Annotated in this window: 2 pseudogenes; one reads left to right on the top strand and one right to left on the bottom strand. The window is 74.1% G+C overall.

Annotated features, from left to right (window positions below):
- Positions 1-269: 269 nt before the first annotated feature.
- Positions 270-992 (top strand): annotated as a pseudogene (locus tag IH80_RS46715) (PIG-L family deacetylase); the annotation flags it as partial.
- A 1,322-nt stretch (positions 993-2,314) separates the two neighbouring features.
- On the opposite strand, the pseudogene IH80_RS46710 reads toward IH80_RS46715, so the two are convergent.
- Positions 2,315-2,415, bottom strand: a pseudogene (locus IH80_RS46710) (TIGR03085 family protein); the annotation flags it as partial.

Raw genomic sequence — 2,415 nt, 5'->3', positions numbered from 1 at the left:
GCATACGAGATTGCCTCTTGTCTCGTGGGCTCGGAGATGTGTATAAGAGACAGCCCCAACCCCCACCCAACCAATACCAAATAGGTACAAGCCTCCCATATGTCGCATTCAACTGGTTTGTTTCCATATGGGGCTTGAGGGTGTGTCAGCAGAAAACACGCGGGGCATAATCGGCCCCGGTCGTCTCCGGAAGTGCTGGAGCCATCGGGGCACCGACTCCCGCCCTTCGGCGCACACCCGCACCGGACCGACCCCCAAGGCGCCCGCAGATGTCCCTGGCCAGCCGCACCCGCCTCGCGGCCCTGCTCGCCGCACTCACCGTCGGCGCCGCCGGGGTCACCACCTGGGCCCACGGAGACACCGACGCCCACCCGGCCGCCCCCCACGCCCCCCTGCGGCCCAGCGTCACCGAGGGCACCGTCCTCCAGCTCGTCGCCCACCCCGACGACGACCTCTTCTTCATGAACCCCGACCTCAGCCGCTCCATATCCACCGGCATCAAGGTCACCACCGTCTACCTCACCGCCGGCGAGTCCGACGGCCGCAACGAAGCCCACAGCCCCCACCTGCAGGACCCCACCCGCCCCGCCGACCACGCCGCCTACGCCGAAGCCCGCCAGAACGGCATACGCGCCGCCTACGCCGAGATGGCCACCGGCCGCCGCACCAGCACCTGGCAGCGCACCTCCATACCCACCGCCGGCGGCGGCAGCGCCGAGGTCGACGTCCTCCTCGACCGCCCCGAGGTCAACCTCGTCTGGATGCAGATGCGCGAGGCCCGCAGCATCTCCGGCGACAACCCCGACAGCCTGCGCGGCCTGTGGGACGGCAAGATCCCCGCCCTCGGCTCCCAGCTCGCCTCCCACACCCCCGTCACCACCCCCTTCACCTACACCAAGGACCAGGCCGTCCAGGCCATCACCGGCGTCCTCGCCCGCTACAAACCCACCACCATCCGCACCCAGGACCCCACCCCCGGCCGCACCCGCCCCGACGGCGCCTTCCTCGACCACCAGGACCACATGTACGGGGCCCGCTTCGTCCAGGCGGCCACCGAACGCTACGCCGCCCTGACCGACCGGCCGCACTTCTCGGTCCAGAACTACGTCAGCTACCCCAACAGCTCCCTGCCCCCCACCCTCGACGCCAAGGCCGCCGAGGAGAAACTCGGCTACCTCAAGACCTACGCCTGGAGCGACCACCAGGACTGGTGCGGCAGCCCCGCCGGCTGCGGCGACCGCAAGACCGCGACCCGCCCCACCGGCGCCGGATGGAACCAGACCATCCGCTACAGCCGCGGCGAGAGCACCACCTGGATGACCCAAGGCACGCCCGGCCGGCTCTACGCCTTCGCCGCCCTCGACGGACAGATGGCCTACTGGACCCGCCCCGGCCCCGCCTCCGACTGGCAGGGCCCCCGCTTCCTGCCCGCCACCGCCCCCGGCACCACCCTCGATGCCGGCGCGTCCACCGCCCGCCTCCCCGACGGCCGCATCGCCGTCCTCGCCACCCGCACCACCCTGGGCACCACCCCCCAGGACTACCGGCGCGAAACCGTCTACGCCCTCCAAAGCGCCCCCGGCGCCGACTTCGGCCCCTGGCACAGCCTCGGCACCCCCGACACCGGCGACACCTCCGCCACCACGGCCACCGGCGCACCGACCGCCGCCGTGGACACCACCGGCCGCATCACCGTCTACCTACGCGACTCCCGGCGCACCCTGCGCGCCCGCACCCAGCCGGCCCCCGGCGCCGACTTCGGCCCCTGGCAGACCCTCGGCGGCACCGCCCTGCAGGGCGACCCCGTCACCGCCACCGACCACGCCGGACGCCGCCACGTGTACGCGGCCACCGACCGCACCGTCCTGGCCTGGACCCAGCCCGCCCCCGGCGCCCCGCTCGCCGGACCCTTCCCCACCGGCCTGCCCGCGACCACCGGCGTGCTCTCCGCCACCGCCCAGGACGACGGCGTCCGCCTCTCCTTCCGCCGCCCCGGCACCGGCACCGTCACCACCACCCTGGCCACCACCACCGCTGCCGCTGCCGCCCCCGTCCTCTCCCCGCCCGCCGACGCGGGCGGCGAAGGCGGCTACGGCGCCGTCGGCACCGCCGGCCACCTCCTCACCGGCCGCGCCGCCACCGGCACGGCCGCCGTCACCCTCCCCGGGCAGACACCCGCCTGGCACGAGTCCCAGATGCTCTACACCGGCGCCCCGGCCGCCCTGACCGCACCCGACGGCACCGGCCTGGCCGCCGCCCTCGGCCTGGACGCCGGCCTGCACCTCACCACCACACCCCCGCCCACCCCCGCGCCCAGCCCCCCCTTCAGCACGTTCAGCCCCAGGCCGCCCGCCGCGTCCGGCCGCCGCTCCCGTACCACCACGTGTGCGGCCAGCTCACGGCACCTCCAGCCGG

This window comes from Streptomyces sp. NRRL S-378, assembly GCF_000720645.1.
Lineage (GTDB): Bacteria > Actinomycetota > Actinomycetes > Streptomycetales > Streptomycetaceae > Streptomyces.
This window is presented reverse-complemented; position numbering and strand designations above follow the sequence as displayed.